Origin of the sequence: Rhizobium sp. F40D2, assembly GCF_051810745.2 — a bacterium.
Taxonomy (GTDB): Bacteria; Pseudomonadota; Alphaproteobacteria; order Rhizobiales; family Rhizobiaceae; genus Rhizobium.
The window spans coordinates 696,585-715,012 of the sequence record NZ_JBPWQX020000004.1 but is presented as its reverse complement, the minus strand read 5'-3'; the positions used below and the strand labels follow the sequence as shown (position 1 = coordinate 715,012).

Here is an 18,428-nt window from a genome sequence, read left to right as displayed (position 1 = left end):
ACGCCACCATGCCGGTTTTCGCCGCCAACCTGACCATGATGTTCAACGAATGGACATTCCTCGACCGCTTCGACGCCGCAGCCGATGCCGGCTTTGCCGCCGTCGAATATCTCTTTCCCTACGAAGCTGCGCCGGAGGCAATCGCCGAAAGGCTTGCCCGCAACAATCTGCAGCAGGCCTTGTTCAACCTGCCGCCGGGCGACTGGGCGGCCGGCGAGCGCGGCATCGCGGCTCTTCCCGGGCGGTTCGATGCGCTGAAAGCCGATGTCGAGCGGGCACTCGACTATGCGGCTGCAACCGCCGTCAGGCGGTTGCACCTGATGGCAGGCATTGCCGACCCTCTTGACGAAGACGCCTCATCATCATACCGGCGCTCCGTCGCTTATACTGCCGGGCGGCTTGCGGAAAAAGGCATCGATCTCGTGCTCGAGCCGATCAACGGGCGAAACATGCCGGGCTATTTCCTCAACGACTTCGGCGCCGCCGAAAAGCTGATTGCCGAATCCGGCCTGGCCAACCTGAAACTCCAGTTCGACATCTATCATCGTCAGATCATCCATGGCGACGTTACGATGGCGTTGCGGCGCCTGCTGCCGATCACCGGCCACATCCAGATCGCCAGCGTCCCGTCCCGCAACGAGCCGGACGGGGAAGAACTGAACTACCCCTACCTTTTCGGCGAAATCGACCGCCTGGGTTACGACGGTTTCATCGGCTGCGAATACTTCCCGCGTAGCCACACACTGAACGGCCTCGGCTGGTTCAGACCTTTTGCACGGAGCTAGACAATGGCCATTTTGCTCGGATCAATTGCCGACGACTATACGGGCGCCTCCGACCTCGCCAATACGCTGACGAAGAACGGGCTGCGCACGGTGCAGACGGTCGGCATCCCCGATCCGTCGCTCGCTCTGCCTGACGTGGACGCCGTCGTCGTTTCCTTGAAGATCCGCTCCGTCCCGGCTTCGGACGCGGTAACGGCCGCAACCAGCGCCGAGCGATGGCTGCGCCGGCGGGGCGCGAGCCACGTGCTCTATAAGATCTGCTCGACCTTCGATTCCACCGACGCCGGCAATATCGGACCGGTCACCGAGGCATTGAGCGATGCTGCGGGCGGCGGCATCGTGCTGGTTACTCCAGCCTTCCCGGAAACGGGTCGCACCGTCTATCTTGGCCATCTCTTCGTCGGTGGACAGCCGTTGAACGAAAGCCCGCTCAAGGACCACCCCCTCAACCCAATGCATGACGCCAATCTCGTGCGGGTTCTGACCCGACAATCGCATGGCGCTGTCGGGCTGATTGATCTCACCGCCATCGCGGCCGGACCCGGCGCCGTCAAAGGGAGGCTCGAGGCCCTCAGCGCGGCCGGCGTCACCGCTGCCATCGCCGATGCGATTTTCGAGCGGGATCTTGAAACGCTCGGCGAGATCGCGCTCGAAACGCCGGTGTCCACCGGCGCCTCCGGGCTCGGCCTCGGCCTTGCCCGCGCACTCGTCCGCTCCGGTCGGATATCGTCCGGCGGCGCAGCGCCGGCGGATGCCATTCGCCCAGTGGGCGGGCTTTCAGCGATCGTTGCCGGCAGTTGTTCCAAGGCAACGCTGCGCCAGCTCGAGGTCGCCGAACGGTCGATGCCCGTGCTGCGGCTCGACCCGGAACGGCTGCTTGCCGGTCCGGATGAGATCGCCGCGGCGATTTCCTGGGCCGGAGACCGCATCGCCGCCGGCCCTATCGTGATTGCCGCAAGCGCTGCGCCCGAAACCGTGACCCGGCTGCAATCCCTTTATGGACGGGAGGCCTCCGGCCACGCGATCGAGACAGCAACCTCGATCATCGCCGCCGAACTGGTGGCAAGAGGCGTGCGCCGGCTCGTGGTCGCAGGCGGCGAAACGTCGGGCGCAGCGGTTGACAGGCTCGCCATTCCGGCATTTGTGATCGGACCGGAGATTGCCGCCGGCGTGCCGGTGCTGCGCACGGTCGGCAATGCCCAGGGCGACATGCTTCTGGCTTTGAAGTCAGGCAATTTCGGAGGCGAGGATTTCTTTGCGGCAGCGCTGGCGATGATGCACTGACCTGTCGCCAGCTTGGCAGAAGTGCCGGCGGAAACGGAACCCGCCGGCACCACCGATCTCCCTGTCGGCACGGCGCTTGAACGCGCGGCATTCGACCTTGTCATCCCCGGCCTTCGGCGATGGCGTCTTTGCCATGCGCTGCCGCGTGCGGCAGACATGGTCATCGGGCGCTGGGCACCTACTCCGAACAAACAATGAACAGCGCGGATCGACGCGTGGGCGATGCAAGCCTCAGAATATCGCGAAACGGCCAGATTCGGTATTTTGTGCCGCCATATGACGCCTTTCAGGAGAATCCGGCGCGGTGCAGGTGACACACTACGATCACTGAAGGGCTCGGATCCCGGCAAATGCGAGGCCTTCCATAGAAGAGCGGGACAATGATCCTGCCTGCGGGAACAGAATATTCTTCTTCACCGTGCTCCCACTGGGGCCGAACACTGGGGAATTCACGTGAGCAAGAGCCTTCCGGAATTCAAATATATGACATTCGATGTCGTCGGCACGCTCATCGACTTCGAGAGCGGCCTCAAGACCTGCTTCGCCGAGATCGCCGCCGAGGCGGGAACGACCGTCGACGGCGAGCAGGCGCTGACCCTCTACCGCGCAGCCCGCTATGGCGAGGATGCCGATCTCTTTCCCGACGACCTCGTGCGCGTTTACCTCGCGATCGCGCCGAAGCTCGGCCTGCCCACTGACCAAAAATATGGCGAGCGGCTGCGGGACTCGGCGAAGAACTGGAAGGGTTTTGCAGACAGCGCCGCAGCGCTGGCCAGACTTGCGAAGGATTACCGCCTTGTCGCGATGACCAATGCCCGCCGCTGGGCATTCGATTTCTTCGAGAAGGAACTCGGCAATCCCTTTTGTGCAACCTTCACGGCCGACGATACCGGCACCGAAAAACCCGATCCCGCATTCTTCGAGACGGTCTTCGCCTACGTTGCTGCGCAAGGCCATTCGAAGGACGACATCCTGCATGTCGCCCAGAGCCAGTACCACGATATCGGGATTTCCAGGGAACTCGGGCTGGCCAATTGCTGGATCGAGCGGCGACATGCCCAGAAGGGTTATGGCGGCACGATCGAGCCGGTCGAGTTCACCGAACCCGATTACCATTTCACGTCCATGGCAGGCCTTACCGATGCCGTGGCCGCTGCACGCGCCTGACTTTAAAACCGGATCGGGCCTGCCCGAAACGGGCAGCCCGCCACAGAAGAAAAGGGGAATGAGATGAACAGCAAGATTACCAACTGGACCAGCTCCGACGACGCCATGGTCGAAACCGCCATCCGTCGTGGCGCGACCCGTCGCGAGTTGCTGCATATGATGCTGGCGGGCGGCGTGGCCATGTCCGCCGGCGGGCTCGTGCTCGGCCGCGCCGGCAAGGCGCTTGCGGCGACGCCGGTTTCCGGCGGTTCGCTCAAGGCAGCCGGCTGGTCGTCCTCCACGGCCGATACGCTCGACCCCGCCAAGGCATCGCTCTCCACCGATTATGTCCGGTGCTGCTCCTTCTATAACCGCCTCACCATCCTCGACCAGAGCGGCAAGCCGCAGATGGAGCTTGCCGACGCGATCGAGTCCAAGGATGCGAAGACCTGGACGGTGAAGCTGAAGAGCGGTGTCACGTTTCACGACGGCAAGCCGCTGACATCAGACGACGTGGTCTTCTCACTGAAGCGCCATCTCGACCCTGCGGTCGGCTCGAAGGTCGCCAAGATCGCCGCCCAGATGACCGGCTTCAAGGCAGTCGACAAGCAGACCGTCGAGATTACCCTTGCCGATGCAAACGCGGACTTGCCGACCATCCTGTCTCTGCATCATTTCATGATCGTTGCCGACGGGACGACCGACTTTTCAAAGGCGAACGGCACCGGTGCTTTCGTCAAGGAGGTCTTCGAGCCCGGCGTACGCTCGGTCGGCATCAAGAACAAGAACTACTGGAAATCGGGCCCGAACGTCGATTCCTTCGAATATTTTGCGATCAGCGACGACAACGCCCGCGTCAATGCCCTGCTTGCCGGCGACATCCACCTCGCAGCCACGATCAATCCGCGCTCCATGCGCCTCATCGAGGCTCAGGGCGAAGGGTTTACATTGTCGAAGACGACTTCCGGCAGCTATACCAACCTCAATATGCGGCTGGATATGGAGCCCGGCAACAAGCGCGACTTCGTCGAAGGCATGAAGTCTCTCGTCAACCGCGAGCAGATCGTCAAGTCGGCGCTGCGCGGACTTGGGGAGGTTGGCAACGACCAACCCATTTCACCAGCGAACTTCTTTCATGATGCGAACCTGAAAGCGCGGGACTTCGATCCCGAGAAGGCGAAGTTCCACTTCGAAAAAGCCGGCGTTCTCGGCCAATCGATTCCCATCATCGCCTCTGATGCGGCGAACTCGTCGATCGACATGGCCATGATCATTCAGGCCGCCGGCGCTGAAATCGGCATGAAGCTCGACGTCCAGAGGGTACCTTCCGATGGATACTGGGACAATTACTGGCTCAAAGCGCCGATCCACTTCGGCAATATCAACCCGCGGCCGACCCCTGACATCCTGTTTTCCCTGCTCTACAGCTCGGACGCCCCGTGGAACGAAAGCCACTACAAGTCGGAGAAGTTCGACAAGATGCTGATCGAGGCGCGCGGTTCACTCGACCAGGAGAAGCGCAAGTCGATCTACAACGAGATGCAGGCTATGGTCGCTCAGGAAGCCGGCACCATCATTCCAGCCTATATTTCGAATGTCGATGCCACCACCGCCAAGCTTAAGGGTTTGGAGCCCAGCCCGCTTGGCGGCCAGATGGGATACGCGTTTGCCGAATATGTCTGGCTTGAAGCCTGATAAGGCACCGGGAGCCGGGGCTGCAGGCCCCGGTTCTTCCATTTGTATTGGTTTCCAACTCGAACGCAAAAAAGGGAGCCGCGCGTGAACAACCAGGTCCTATCCCTTGTGCTGAGCAGATTGCTCATCGCCCTGATCACCCTGGTGATCGTCTCGTTCGCCGTCTTCTTTGCGACAACGCTCCTGCCCGGAGACACGGCGACGATCCTGCTCGGCCAGGCCGCCACGCCGGAAGCCGTTGAAGGTCTTCGCAAGGCCATGCATCTCGACGAGCCGGCGCTCTTTCGTTTCCTGCGCTGGTCCGTCGGACTGCTGCAGGGCGACCTTGGCACGTCCTATGCCAACCAGATGCCGATCGCCGATCTCATTGCCGGCCGCTTCGTCAACACGCTGAAACTCGCCGGCGTTACCGCGCTCTTCTCCGTGCCGATTGCGCTGACGCTCGGTATCACCGCGGCGATGCTGCGCGGCACTCTTTACGACCGGATCGTTACGGTAATCACCATCGGCGTTATCTCCGTTCCGGAGTTCATGGTCGCGACCTCCGCCGCGCTGATCTTCGCCGTCTATCTGAAATGGCTGCCGGCGCTGTCTTTCGCCAATGAAATCCACAGCTTGGCCGACATGTTGCGCGTCTATGCCATGCCGGTGATCACCCTTACCTTCGTCGTCTCGGCCCAGATGATCCGCATGACCCGCGCGGCTGTCATCGAGACGCTCAACACACCCTATGTCGAAATGGCCTTGCTCAAGGGTGCCTCCCGGCCGCGCATCGTCTTTCGCCATGCACTGCCCAATGCGCTGGGCCCGATCGTCAATGCCGTTGCACTTTCCCTATCCTACCTGCTCGGAGGCGTCATCATCGTCGAGACCATTTTCAATTATCCCGGCATCGCCAAGTTGATGCTGGATGCCGTAGCCACCCGCGACCTGCCGCTGATCCAGAGCTGCGCGATGATCTTCTGCCTGGGCTATCTCCTCCTGATCACCATCGCCGATATCATCGCCATCCTTTCCAATCCGAGGCTCCGATGACCATGAGCAGTTCCGAAACCACCTCCGGCCGGCTGTCCGGAACCTCGTTTGGCTATCGCTTCAACATCGTCGGAGCGATTGGGCTTGCCGTCATCCTCTCCTGGGCGCTCGTCGCGATTTTCGCGCCGTTGATCATCCCCTACCCCGTCGGCGAAATTGTCGATGTCGACTATTTCGGCCCGATGAGCCGGGAACTCTGGCTCGGCTCCGATTATCTCGGCCGCGACATGCTCTCGCGGATTCTGATGGGCGCGCGGTACACGGTCGGCATCTCGCTGGCGGCGGTGACGATCGCCTGCTTCAGCGGTGTCGTGCTCGGCATGATCGCAGCGGTCGCCGGCGGCTGGCTGGACACGATCCTCAGCCGCTTCCTCGACGCCCTCAATTCCATCCCGAGCAAGCTGTTCGGCCTGGTGGTCGTCGCCGCCGTCGGTTCCTCGGTCCCGGTTCTGGTCCTGACGCTGTCGGTGATCTATATCCCAGGCGCCTACCGCTTCGCCCGGGCGCTCGCCGTCAACATCAATGCGATGGATTTCATCACGGTGGCGCGCATCCGCGGCGAAAGCACCCTCTATCTCATTCGCTCGGAAATCCTGCCCAACATCGTCGGCCCAGTGCTTGCCGACCTCGGCATTCGCTTCGTCTTCATCGTTCTGCTCCTATCCGGGCTTTCCTTCCTGGGCCTCGGCGTACAGCCGCCCTATGCCGACTGGGGTGCCCTGGTGCGCGAGAATATCGGCGGGCTGCCGTTTGGCGCGCCGGCGGTGATGTTTCCCTCACTTGCGATCGCCAGCCTGACGATCAGCGTCAACCTGCTGATAGACAACCTGCCGCAGAAGATTCGCGACCGGAGCGTGTCATGAGCAATTTCATTGAAATCCGCGACCTGAAGATTGAGGCCACCACCGATTCCGGCCGGCGTGTCGAGATCATTAAGGGTGTCAGCCTCGACGTTGCCGAGGGCGAGATCGTGGCGCTGATCGGCGAGAGCGGCTCGGGCAAGACAACCATCGCCCTGACCCTGATGGGTTATACTCGTGCGGGCTGCCGCATCACCGGCGGCAGCGTTTCGGTCGGCGGCAAGGACATGGTCACCCTCAGCGAGAAGCAGCGTGCCAAGGTGCGCGGCACCGAAGTCGCCTATGTCCCGCAATCAGCCGCCGCCGCCTTCAACCCAGCCACAACGATCATGGACCAGGTGATCGAAGTCACCCGTATTCATCAGCTCATGTCGCCGGAGGATGCGCGGGCCCGGGCAATCGAACTCTTCCGGGCGCTGTCGCTGCCGGAACCCGAGACGATCGGCAGCCGTTACCCGCACCAAGTTTCCGGCGGCCAGCTGCAGCGCCTGGCGGCGGCCATGGCGCTGATCGGCGACCCGACCCTCGTCATCTTCGACGAGCCGACGACGGCGCTCGACGTGACGACCCAGATCGAAGTGCTGCGCGCTTTCAAGTCGGTCATGAAGAAGGGCGGCATATCAGGCGTCTATGTCTCGCACGATCTCGCCGTCGTCGCGCAGATCGCCGACCGCATCGTCGTGCTGAAAGGCGGGGAGACCCAGGAAGCCGGCACCACCAATGAAATCCTCAACAATGCGAAGCATCCCTACACCAGAGAGCTGCTCGCAGCCTTTGAACCGAAATCGCGCGGCGCGGCAGGACTGGCCGCAAGTGCGGCGGCGCCGCTTCTGAAGATCGAAGATCTCGTCGCGGGCTATGGGCAGCGCCAAGCCGACGGCCTGCCCCTCGTTCGCGCGGTCGAGCACGTCAGCCTGAAGGTGGAGAAAGGTCGAAATCTCGGCATCATCGGCGAATCCGGTTGCGGCAAGTCGACACTTGCCCGCACCATCGCCGGCATTCTACCGGCGGCAATCGGCAAGATCGTCTTCGACGGCACGGAGCTGCGCCGCAATGCCCGTGAGCGTTCGCGCGACCAGTTGCGCGAGATGCAGATCGTCTTTCAATATGCCGATACCGCGCTCAACCCGGCAAAATCGGTTGAGGACATCCTCGCCAGGCCCCTGGTTTTCTACCATCGCATGGATCGGCAGGCGCGAAATGCCCGGATCGATCAACTGCTCGACATGGTGCGCCTGCCCCGCAGCTTGCGCCACCGCCGGCCGGGAGAGCTCTCGGGCGGGCAGAAGCAGCGCGTCAATTTCGCCCGGGCGCTCGCCGCCGATCCGAAGCTGATCCTCTGCGACGAGATTACCTCGGCGCTCGACACGGTGGTTGCCGCCGCGGTCATCGACCTGCTCAAGGAATTGCAGCGCGAACTCGGCCTCTCCTACATCTTCATCAGTCACGACCTCTCGGTGGTGGAGGCGATCTGCGATGAGATCGTCGTGATGTATGGCGGCCGGAAGGTCGAGGAAATCACGCCCTCGACGGTGAACGCGCCGACGCATCCCTATTCGCAACTGCTCTTCTCCTCGGTGCCGACGCTCGATCCGGCCTGGCTCGATGGTCTCCAGCAGGATCCTGAACTGGTACGGGCCTATTCTCGGCAGTGAGGGTCGCCGTGGCGATCGTTTGTCCGGCAACATTCTGCCCGGGAATCACGTAAAAACAAAACGTTAGAGAGGTTCTGCGCTTCGGCGAAAGGCTGAACCGCTCTGGAGACTGAAATGGAGACACCGCCATGCCTGCACCGCTCGACCGTGTCGATACGACGCCGGAGCTGCCCGCTGCCGCCGATGCGGTGGTGATCGGCGGCGGCATCGTCGGCATTTTCGCGGCCTATTATCTTGCCCGGCGCGGATTGAAGGTTGCCCTCGTCGAGAAAGGCCTTGTCGGGGCGGAACAATCGAGCCGCAACTGGGGCTGGTGCCGGCAGCAGAACCGCGACGCCCGTGAACTGCCGATGTCGACGAAGAGCCTCGATCTGTGGGAGCGCTTCGCTGCCGAGACTGGTGAGGATACCGGTTTTCGCCGATGCGGCCTCTTCTATCTCAGCAATAGCGACGAGGAACTGGCCGGCTGGGCACGCTGGCGCGACTTCGCGCGTTCGGTCGGCGTCACGACGCATATGCTGAGCGGTGCAGAGGCAACGGAACGCGGGTGCGCCACCGGCGCCTCGTGGAAGGGCGGGGTGTTTTCGCCGACCGACGGCACCGCCGATCCGGCACGCGCCGCGCCCGCCGTCGCGCGGGCGATCCTGAAGCTCGGCGGCACGGTGCATCAATCCTGTGCCGCCCGCGGCATCGACATCGAAGGTGGCAGGATCGCCGGCGTCGTCACCGAGCACGGTACGATCCGGACAAAAATTGCGATCCTGGCCGGCGGCGCCTGGGCCTCCTCCTTCTGCCGCCAGCTCGGCATTCGATTTCCACAGGCATCGATCCGTTCGTCGATCCTTTCCGTTTCGCCTGGAGCAAACGGCTTGCCGGATGCGCTGCACACATCTGCGGTCTCCGTTACGCGTCGCAGCGATGGCGGCTACACGCTGGCGATCAGCGGCCGCGGCCGCGTCGATCCGACCGCGCAGCAGTTCCGCTTTGCCCGAGAGTTTCTGCCGATGTTCGCTCGGCGATGGCGCAGTCTCGCGCCCGGCGGCTTGGAGGGATTTCGTTCCGGTCACGAGTCTCTTGCACGCTGGCGGCTCGACAGGCCGACGCCGATGGAGCGCATGCGCATCCTCGACCCTGCGATCAATGAGGCCACCATCCGCCTCACGCATTCGCGCGCGCTCGAACTTCTACCCGCTTTGAAGAAAACGAGCATCAACGCGGCCTGGGCAGGCTATATCGACAGCACGCCCGACGGCGTGCCCGGGATTGGCGAGATCGCCTCCCTTCCCGGCTTCATCCTTGCTGCGGGCTTCAGCGGCCATGGCTTCGGCATCGGCCCAGGCGCCGGCCATCTGATTGCCGATATCGCCACCGGCGATGAGCCGATCGTCGATCCCCGGCCCTACCACCCAGACCGCTTCGGGCAATCCGCCTGGGGTAAGGTGGCCGACTTTTGATTTCGGCTCGGCCGGAGGAACATTGCATGAAAGACGCCCACAAATTCTATATCGGCGGTGAGTGGGTCGATCCCGAAAGGCTAAGAGAGCTTCAGGTGATCGATCCGTCGACTGAACAATCCATCGGAACGATAGCGATCGGCAGTATCGCCGATGCCGAGCGGGCGATCAAAGCCGCCCGCGCGGCCTTTCCGACCTTCTCACAGACGACGAAGGCGGAGCGGCGGGCGCTGCTTGAGCGAATTTTGATGATCCTGAAGCGCCGTCAGCACGAGATCGGCGACATCATCTCCCGCGAAATGGGCGCCCCGCTGGCCATGGCACGGGCGGACCAAGCGGGGCTGGGGGCGGCGCATTTCGAAGAGACGATCCGGGCTTTCGATGCGTTCGACTTCGAATATATGCAGGGCTCGACCCGGATCGTTCACGAACCAGTTGGCGTCGTGAGCATGATCACGCCATGGAATTGGCCGATCAATCAGATTGCCTGCAAGGTGGCTCCGGCGCTCGCGACAGGCTGCACGATGGTGCTCAAACCTTCTGAGATCGCGCCCTTCAACTCAGCGGCAGGGCGACGCTCGAGCTCACGCCGCAGAGCATCCGCTATGCTCGCCCGTTTCTGCCGATGTTCCTGAAACGACGAAAGGCCGTCGAGATCGGCATAGGCCGTTCGTTCTTCGAGGGTCCGGAAACACTCGGTCGGTGGCGTCTCGATAAGCCGACCCCCTTCGAACGCATTCGTGTACTCGACCCTGCTCCGGACATTCGGATGACGGCTGCCGTAATGGCTCGGATAAAAGCCCTGCTCCCCGCCGTGGCCGATGCCGGTATCGCGTCCGCTTGGGGTGGATACGTCGACTCTACCCCGGACGCCATACCCGCGATTTCACCGGTGGACAGCATCGGCGGAGTGTTTGTCGCCGCAGGTTGTTCCGGACACGGTTTCGGCGCCGGCCCTGGCATTGGCCATCTGGCGGCGGATCTGGTCGCGGGCGACACGGCAATCGTCGATCCGACACCATTCCGCCTGTCGCGTTTCAGGGGCAGATCGAAAATTGAGGTTGGCGCCATCTGACGCAATTCATTCGCGTGGAAGTACAGGCGCCGAGCGATCGCGAGTTGGCCATTTCTATGGGATCAAAGCGCGATCTTGCCCGCAGGGGAGCATTCGCACACCGGATCAGCTTGGAACTGATGCAAGTATCCCGTTCCGCCAACTCAGCTTCCAACACTTGGATGGAAAACCATATGTCAATTCAAACTGCGAGTGCCTCTGTCAGAAAGCTGGCTTTCATCCACACGGTGTCCGATCTTGCTTCCGAATTCCGGGCCCTTGCTAAAGAACTTTTGCCCGACTGGAAACCGTTCGCGATCCTCGACGAGAGCCTGTTGAGAAATACCATTGAGCGCGGGTCGTTATCCCATCTGACGAAACGGAGGCTCGCCACCTACGTATGGTCCGCAGTCGACGCCGGGGCAGATGCGATTGTCGTCACATGCTCAACGCTTGGGCCGGCGGTCGATGCCATTGCGCCGCTTTGTCCTGTGCCGCTGTTCCGTATTGACGAAGGCATGGCCAAAGCCGCTGTCGAGCACGGAAACCGCATAGGTGTCCTGGCGACATTATCCACAACGCTGGTGCCGACAGTAGATTTGCTCAGGCGCCAGGCATGCGAGCTGGGCAAAAATGTCGTGATCGACGATGTGCTTGTTCAGGGAGCGTTTCAATTCCTTACCGACGGGAACGTCGAAGCGCATGACGCGCAAATCCGTCGAGCGCTGGAAGAACTGTCGCAGAAGGTCGATGTGATCGTTTTTGCCCAGGCCTCAATGGCTCGTGCAGTGCAGGGTATCGACCACGGTCTTCCAGTTCTGACAAGCCCGGTACTTGGGATCGAATACGTGAAACGGCGTTTGGTGCAGCCAAAGGACCAGTGCGGAACCTAACGGCGGCGGGGTGCGGTAGAGGGGAAAATGACACCTCGACCGGTCAGCGTCGACGACGCTTGATCACCATGGGGAGGTCTCCGAGGGCTTCCGTCAGGAGGCTACGGCCATCCGCACGATGCTGGCAGGCGAAGTCCTGCGGCCGTCAGCAGTTTGAAAGTGGGAAATTCTTTCGTTCAACAGCTCCACCTGCTGCCGAAGCCTGTGAATTTCCGCGGTGTTTTCCTCCACCATGGCGGCGTTGTGCTGGGTGATATGCTCGACGTCGCGAACGGCGTTGTTCACCTCGTCGATGCCCTTGTATTGCGTGGTCGTCGAAGCAGAGATGACCTGCACCAGTCCATTGATCGAGGTGAAGTGCTCAATGATGGCAGAAAGCGCATGGCCGGTTTCCTCGACGAGCGTGACGCCCGCGCCGACCTGCGATGCGCTGTTGGAGATGAGCTCCTTAATTTCGCGGGCGGCCTTGGCGCAGCGCTGGGCAAGCTCGCGCACCTCCTGAGCAACCACGGCAAAACCTCTTCCCGCCTCCCCTGCGCGCGCCGCTTCCACACCAGCGTTGAGGGCAAGAAGATTGGTCTGGAAGGCGATCTCGTCGATCACGCCGATGATGCTGGTGACCTGCTCGGACGACCGGTTGATGGCGCCCATGGCATCGACGGCCTTCGCCACCACGGCTGCGGAATGCTCCGCCTGGCGATGGGCTTCCGCGACCGAAAGCGATGTCTGACGCGCGTTTTCAGCGGTCGTTCGCACGCTGTCGGTCAGTTCACTCAGCACCCGCGCGCTCTCCTCGAGTGCTGCGGCCTGCTGTTCCGTGCGCCGCGCCAGATCGTCGGCCGCTCCTGAAAGGTTGGTGCTGCCCTCGGCGATTTCGTAGGTCGTGTTGCGAACCTCGGCGAGCGTCAGGCGCAGCGCATCGATGGCGTGATTATAGGTTTGCGCCATGGCGACATAGTCTGCGGCCAGATCCTCGCTCATCTCGGCGGTGAGATTGCCATTGGCAAGCTTGCCCAGCATTTCCGAGAGCGCTGTCAGAGCCTCGCTCTGTTCCGCCTCGATGCGCGCCTGCTCGGCGGCGCGGCGGGCCTGCTCCCGTTCGTCCCGCGCCCTGTTTGCCTCGGCCACCTCTTCCAGCCTGGTCTTCTCAAGCGCCTGATCGCGAAAGACGGTCACCGAGCGGATCATGTCGCCGATTTCGTCGCCACGCTTGCCGTCGCCGATGGCAACGTTCAGATCGCCGGCGGCAAGCCGCATCATCGTCTGGGTAATCCGCTTCAGCGGCCCGCGCAGAGTTTCGATCAACATGAGACCGCCGATGATCGCAAGCACCGTCCCCGCAATCATTGCCGCGAGCGACATCGTCGCCGAGCGCTGGCTGATTTCCTTGCCGCTCTCCTGCGCCGTGCTGACGAACTGTTCGAGCGTGTGGCTTGCCTCAGCCACAAGTACGGTCGCCGCCTCCTTGTCTGCGCGCCAGCGGTCGGCGATCGATATAAGAAGGGACGTGTCCTTCTCGATCGTCGCAAGGGACGGCTCGATCTTCTTGGCAAGATCCTGCAGCGCGGCATTTTTACCGCTCAGGGGAACAAGCTTTGCAGCGCTTTCGCGCAATGCCTTAAGATCCGCGAGAACCGCATCCCGCGACTCCGGATCGACCCGCCTGTTCAGTTCGCTCAGGTGCAGGCGCAGATCGTCGATTGATTTGAAGGCGGCATTGACGATTACCACCATCGAACGAAGCGTTGATATGCTCGCATCCATGCCGGTAAAGCGCTCGATCGCCGTGTCCGCATTGCCGGAGGCGAGTTTTGCAAATTGCTCCTGAAGGCCCTGCAGATCCTGATCGACGGGAGCGTAAGCTTCGAGCGTCAGGCTGCTGTCCTTGGTCATGGGGGCGAGCTTGTCCAGGACCGGCTTCAGCGCAGCGATCTGGCTTTGAGCCTTGTCGGAGGCAAGCGCCCCGCTGTCGCCGACCTCTTTGACGAGCGGCGGCAGAAGGCTGCCGATGGCCTGGCCGAGCTTCTGAGCGTCGGCTGCCGCAGCGGTCGCCTTGCGCAGTTTCGCAATGCGTCCCGCGAGATTCTTGTAGGCCGAGGCATCCAGAAGAAGCGCCCGGACGAAGGCCTCCTTGCCATTCGCCTGATCCTGGAGAACGTCGAGCTGTTTGCGCGCCGTCTGGCTTTCCTTAAACAGCCCGGCCACCGCGTTGTCGATCGCCTGTTCGGTATTGACGCGCTCCTGCGACACGGCCCAAAGCGCGTCGGCGCCGCCCTGCATCTTAGCCCCGAGTTCACGCACGGCAGCGATCTGCTGCTTCTGCGCAGGATCGATCAACATGGCATCGAGCGTCGCCGCGCCCTTCTGCTGTTCGGCGATGCTGGCGATCAATCGATCGCGCGTGGCCGCTGTCGGAAGATCGGTAAAGGCGGTCAGCGAGGATCGCAGCTGCTGAAAACTGGAAAGCGTATCGATCGTCTGCCGGGTCAGTGTCATCTGCCCGTTCAGCGTGCCGGCGGTGAAATAACCGAAAAGACCGATGCCGGCGATGAGAACGATCAGCGGCACGACGAAGAAGAGCACCTTCGTCACGATCCGCATCCGCTGCAACAGTCGGTCAATCAACGCCATAAGGGAGCCCCCGCCCAGGAAATTGTCTGCTTCTCCGGCGCGACCAATCACATCGACATACAGCCTCGGCGATCATGTCGATGTGACCGCAATTGGCAGTCGTCGCGCCAGCTTGCCACGATAGCCAGAACTCTTAAAAAAATGGTCAATGGTGTCGAGTTTTTCAGGACATGCGAAACGGCGATCGAGGGCGCATGTGCGCGCCCTCGCATCGTTTTTCTCAGCCGATCGCCATAAGGCTGGCGTTGCCGCCGGCTGCCGCGGTGTTGATCGATGTCGACACCTCCTCCAGCAGCCAGTTGAGGCAATAGGCTTCGGGATCTGTCGTCAACTCCTCGCTTGTCGCCGCCTGGACCAGCAGAAGCGGACCCGGCAGAGCAGCAATCTTCCGGTTGACGACCAGAACCCTGTCGCGATCCCCTTCGACCAGTGCGCCCGAGAATGGCCCGTCCTTTTCCCAATCCGACGTCCATGAGACCCGGCTGGCGACAGCCGCCGGCAAATCAGCCAGGACCAATTTCGGCAGGGAGCCGGCGTCGACGACGACGTGATTGCCCGTCGACAGCGCTGCAGCGATCTGGCGATAGAGCCCGCTTTCGGTCTGCGGCACGGCAAGAATGCGGCCGCGGGGATGGAGCGCGTAGAGATTGAGCTCGCCGACCGGGCCAACCAGTTCCCGCTCGAGCCCGAGCGCCGAACGGCTTGCATATCCGCGCGCCGCTTCCCCTTCGGCCGGTAAGCCCTTCTTGTCGAGCCAGACGATATAATCGCGGAGGGCGAGGTCCGTATGAACGGAATCCTGCTGCGGCGGCACCGGAGCACGCTGCACCAGCCGGCCGATATAGAGCGGACCGCCGGCCTTCGGACCAGTGCCCGACAGGCCGCGGCCGCCGAAAGGCTGCACGCCGACGACGGCGCCGATGATGTTGCGGTTGACGTAGAGGTTGCCGGCCTTGATGCGGCTGGTCACATGCGCGATCGTTTCGTCAAGCCGGGTGTGAAGCCCGAATGTCAGGCCGTAGCCCGATGCGTTGATGTCGTCGATCAGGCGATCGAGGCCGTTTCGCTTGAAGCGGACGACATGTAGGACCGGTCCGAAGATCTCCCGCGTCAGGTCCGACAGGTCCTTGATCTCGATGATCGTCGGCGGAACGAAGGTCCCTGCCGCGGCACTTTCGGGCAGCGGTAGCTGATCGACCTTGCGGCCGGCGCCGCGCATCTGCTCGATATGCTGGTCGATCTCGGCCTTTGCGCCATCGTTGATGACAGGCCCGACATCGATGCTCAGCCGATCGGTACGGCCGATCGTCAGCTCGCGGAAGGCGCCTTTCAGCATGTTGAGGGTCCGGTCGGCCACATCATCCTGCAGGCAGAGGACGCGGAGCGCCGAGCAGCGCTGGCCGGCGCTGTCGAAAGCCGAGGCGATGACGTCGGCCACCACCTGCTCGGCGAGCGCCGAGGAATCGACGATCATGCCGTTCTGGCCGCCGGTTTCGGCAATCAGCGGGATCGGCTTGCCGGTCGAAGACAGCCGTTCGGCCAGCTGCGCCTGGATCATGCGGGCAACTTCGGTCGAGCCGGTGAACATGACACCGGCTGTTTCCTTTGCACCCACCATGCCGGCGCCGAGGCGGCCGCTGCCGGGCACGAACTGCAAGGCGCCGACAGGCACGCCCGCCTCATGGAGGATCTTGACGCTCTCCGAAGCGATGATCGGCGTGACGCCGGCAGGCTTGGCGAGCACGGGATTGCCGGCCACCAGTGCAGCGGCCACCTGCCCGGTGAAAATCGCCAGCGGGAAATTCCACGGGCTGATGCAGACGATGGGGCCGAGGGGCGCATGAGATGGCCCGAGGGTCTTGCGCGCCTGTTCGGCGTAATAGCGCAGGAAGTCGATCGCCTCGCGCACTTCGCCGACGGCATTGGCCGCGGATTTGCCGGCTTCGCGCATGATGATGCCCATCAGCGTCTTGATGCGGGCCTGCATGATGTCGGCCGCCCGCTCCAGGCAAGCCGCCCGCTCGGCCGGCGGCACCGCCGCCCATTGCGGCGCATAGTCGGCCGCCATCGCCACGACACGAGCGGCCTCTTCGACCTTCAGTTCGGTGACCGTGCCGACGACATCGCGGTGATCGGCAGGATTGAGGACGTCACGCGTCACCCCGTCCGTCGAGCCGTCGGCGAGGATCGGAAGCGCATGCCATGGGCTTGCAGCCGAAGAGGCGAGCGTCTGCGCCAGATCGGAAAGGGTCGCCTCGTTCGAGAGATCGAGACCGTCGGAATTGGCGCGGGCACTGCCGTAAAGCGCTTTCGGCAAGGCGATTTGCGCGTGGGCGGCGCCGATGACGGGCATGGCAGCGACGGTTTCGGCGGGATCGGCGATCAGCGCCTCGACCGAGACGTTCGGATCGGAGATGCGATGTACGAAGGAGGAGTTGGCGCCGTTTTCCAGGAGACGCCGCACCAGATAGGCGAGCAGCGTCTCATGCGTTCCAACAGGTGCGTAGATGCGGCAGGGCCGGTCGAGCTTTTCCTTGCCGACGACTTCGTCGTAGAGAGGTTCGCCCATGCCGTGCAGGCACTGGAACTCGTATTTGCCGACCGCAAAATCGGGACCGGCGAGATGATAGATCGTCGCCAGCGTCTGCGCATTGTGGCTGGCAAACTGCGGGAAGACCGCGTCGGGCGCGTTCAGCAGCTTGCGCGCGCAGGCGATGTAGGCGACGTCGGTGTAGATCTTGCGGGTATAGACCGGATAATCGTCGAGACCGTCGAGCTGGGCGCGCTTGATTTCGGCATCCCAATAGGCCCCCTTGACCAGACGCACCATGACCCGGCGCCCCGAGCGGCGGGCGAGATCGATGATATAGTCGAGCACGAAGGGGCAGCGCTTGCCATAGGCCTGCACCACGAAGCCCAGCCCGTTCCAGCCGGCGAGATCAGGGGCAAAGCAGAGTTCTTCGAGCAGATCGAGCGAAAGCTCCAGCCGGTCGGCTTCCTCGGCGTCGATATTGAGGCCGATATCGTAGCCCTTGGCGAGGACGGCGAGCGCCTTGACCTTCGGCAGCAGCTCTCCCATCACCCGGTCGGCCTGCGCCCTCACATAGCGGGGATGCAGGGCGGAAAGCTTGATCGAAATACCAGGGCCGTCATAGATGCCGCGTCCGTTCGAGGCTTTGCCGATGGCGTGGATCGCCTTTTCATAGTCCTTGAAATAACGTTCGGCATCGGCAGCGGTCGTCGCGGCCTCGCCGAGCATGTCGTAGGAATAGCGGAAACCGCGCGCTTCGAGCGGCCGGGCGCGCTTCAGCGCCTCCTCGATCGTTTCGCCGGTGACGAACTGCTCGCCCATCATGCGCATCGCCATATCGACACCGCGACGGATGACCGGCTCGCCGGCGCGCGCGATCAGCCGCGTCAGCGCTGCCGAGAGGCTGCGGTCGTTGACCGTCGAGGTCAGCTTGCCGGTGACGACGAGGCCCCAGGTGGCGGCGTTGACGAACATGGATTTGCCGCCGCCGATATGCGAGGTCCAGTTGCCCTCGGCGATCTTGTCGCGGATCAGCGCATCGCGGGTGTCCGTGTCGGGAATGCGCAACAGCGCTTCGGCAAGGCACATCAGCGCCACGCCTTCCTGGCTGGAGAGCGAATATTCCTGCACCAACCCCTCGACGCCGGTGCCCTTGTGCTTGGCGCGCAGCGCCTCGATCAGCGTGCGGGCGGTGCTGCGAATGTCGTAGCGTTTCGCCTCGGAGACGCGCGCTGCGGCAACGAGCGGCGGCAGGCATTCGGTCTCGGGACGGCGATAGGCCGCCGTGATGGCCTGGCGAAGTTCGGATTGCGGCCGGATCGGCGGGGCAAAGCCCGAGAACGGCGCGCCGTTGGCGGGATCATTGGAGGATACGGTGTCGGTCGCTGCGTTCAACATGGGAGTCC

11 protein-coding genes and 2 pseudogenes are annotated in these 18,428 nt (G+C 62.8%); 11 read left to right on the top strand and 2 right to left on the bottom strand.

Annotated elements, in window-relative coordinates:
* Positions 1–8 precede the first annotated feature (8 nt).
* From otnI to ACS4RS_RS32015, 11 genes and pseudogenes are all read left to right on the top strand, one after another.
* Positions 9–785 (top strand): 2-oxo-tetronate isomerase, encoded by a 777-nt coding sequence (gene otnI, locus ACS4RS_RS32065; RefSeq protein WP_439012236.1) that lies wholly within the window; start codon positions 9–11, stop codon positions 783–785.
* Between the two features lie 3 nt (positions 786–788).
* Positions 789–2,069 carry a 3-oxo-tetronate kinase gene (gene otnK, locus ACS4RS_RS32060; protein WP_439012235.1) on the top strand — a complete coding sequence of 427 codons (1,281 nt, stop codon included), beginning with the start codon at positions 789–791 and terminating at the stop codon, positions 2,067–2,069.
* 453 nt (positions 2,070–2,522) lie between these two features.
* Positions 2,523–3,236, top strand: a complete 714-nt coding sequence (locus tag ACS4RS_RS32055; protein WP_439012234.1) for an HAD-IA family hydrolase — start codon at positions 2,523–2,525, stop codon at positions 3,234–3,236.
* A 63-nt stretch (positions 3,237–3,299) separates the two neighbouring features.
* On the top strand, positions 3,300–4,910 hold the full coding sequence (locus ACS4RS_RS32050; RefSeq protein WP_439012233.1) for an ABC transporter substrate-binding protein: 1,611 nt from the start codon (positions 3,300–3,302) through the stop codon (positions 4,908–4,910).
* Positions 4,911–4,994: 84 nt separating this feature from the next.
* Positions 4,995–5,945, top strand: coding sequence for an ABC transporter permease (locus ACS4RS_RS32045; protein WP_283200596.1), 951 nt, complete (start codon positions 4,995–4,997; stop codon positions 5,943–5,945).
* The gene (locus ACS4RS_RS32040; RefSeq protein WP_439012232.1) at positions 5,942–6,808 is read left to right on the top strand and encodes an ABC transporter permease subunit; all 867 of its coding nucleotides are present in this window, start codon (positions 5,942–5,944) and stop codon (positions 6,806–6,808) included. The genes ACS4RS_RS32045 and ACS4RS_RS32040 overlap by 4 nt, the downstream gene beginning before the upstream one ends.
* Positions 6,805–8,460 carry an ABC transporter ATP-binding protein gene (locus tag ACS4RS_RS32035; RefSeq protein ID WP_449314110.1) on the top strand — a complete coding sequence of 552 codons (1,656 nt, stop codon included), beginning with the start codon at positions 6,805–6,807 and terminating at the stop codon, positions 8,458–8,460. The genes ACS4RS_RS32040 and ACS4RS_RS32035 overlap by 4 nt, the downstream gene beginning before the upstream one ends.
* Positions 8,461–8,588: 128 nt before the next feature.
* Positions 8,589–9,914 (top strand): FAD-dependent oxidoreductase, encoded by a 1,326-nt coding sequence (locus tag ACS4RS_RS32030; RefSeq protein ID WP_439012231.1) that lies wholly within the window; start codon positions 8,589–8,591, stop codon positions 9,912–9,914.
* Positions 9,915–9,940: 26 nt separating this feature from the next.
* Positions 9,941–10,477: pseudogene (locus tag ACS4RS_RS32025) on the top strand (aldehyde dehydrogenase family protein); the annotation flags it as partial.
* Positions 10,468–10,989: pseudogene (locus tag ACS4RS_RS32020) on the top strand (NAD(P)/FAD-dependent oxidoreductase); the annotation flags it as partial. The pseudogenes ACS4RS_RS32025 and ACS4RS_RS32020, both read left to right, overlap by 10 nt.
* Positions 10,990–11,162: 173 nt before the next feature.
* Positions 11,163–11,861: an aspartate/glutamate racemase family protein gene (locus tag ACS4RS_RS32015; RefSeq protein ID WP_439012230.1), complete on the top strand. Its 699-nt coding sequence runs from the start codon at positions 11,163–11,165 to the stop codon at positions 11,859–11,861.
* Positions 11,862–11,954: 93 nt separating this feature from the next.
* On the opposite strand, the gene ACS4RS_RS32010 is transcribed toward ACS4RS_RS32015, so the two are convergent.
* Positions 11,955–14,492, bottom strand: coding sequence for a methyl-accepting chemotaxis protein (locus ACS4RS_RS32010; protein WP_439012229.1), 2,538 nt, complete (start codon positions 14,490–14,492; stop codon positions 11,955–11,957).
* A 220-nt stretch (positions 14,493–14,712) separates the two neighbouring features.
* The gene (gene putA, locus ACS4RS_RS32005; protein ID WP_449314109.1) at positions 14,713–18,420 is read right to left on the bottom strand and encodes a trifunctional transcriptional regulator/proline dehydrogenase/L-glutamate gamma-semialdehyde dehydrogenase; all 3,708 of its coding nucleotides are present in this window, start codon (positions 18,418–18,420) and stop codon (positions 14,713–14,715) included.
* Positions 18,421–18,428: the final 8 nt, after the last annotated feature.